The 246-nt window shown below is 63.8% G+C and carries 1 pseudogene; it reads left to right on the plus strand.

The annotated features are described in order from the left end of the window. Positions 1-246: pseudogene (locus SB771_RS36280) on the plus strand (carboxylesterase); the annotation flags it as partial.

Raw genomic sequence — 246 nt, forward strand, 5'->3', positions numbered from 1 at the left:
TCTGTGGATTGTCGATGGGCGCGGCGCTAGCGCTCGCACTCGCCCATCGACGCCCGCAAGCGCAGGCGGTCGTGCTGCTGTCACTTACACTCGCCTACAACGGTTGGGCCATTCCCTGGTACCGCTTTCTTCTTGGCTGGGCTTACTACACGCCCCTACGTTCGCGCTGGCAGTATCGCGAGTCGGAACCCTACGGCCTGCGCAACGAAGCGCTGCGTGCAAAGATCGCGCGCTCGATGCAGCGCT

This window comes from Burkholderia sp. SIMBA_051, assembly GCF_046534915.1.
Lineage (GTDB): Bacteria > Pseudomonadota > Gammaproteobacteria > Burkholderiales > Burkholderiaceae > Burkholderia > Burkholderia ambifaria.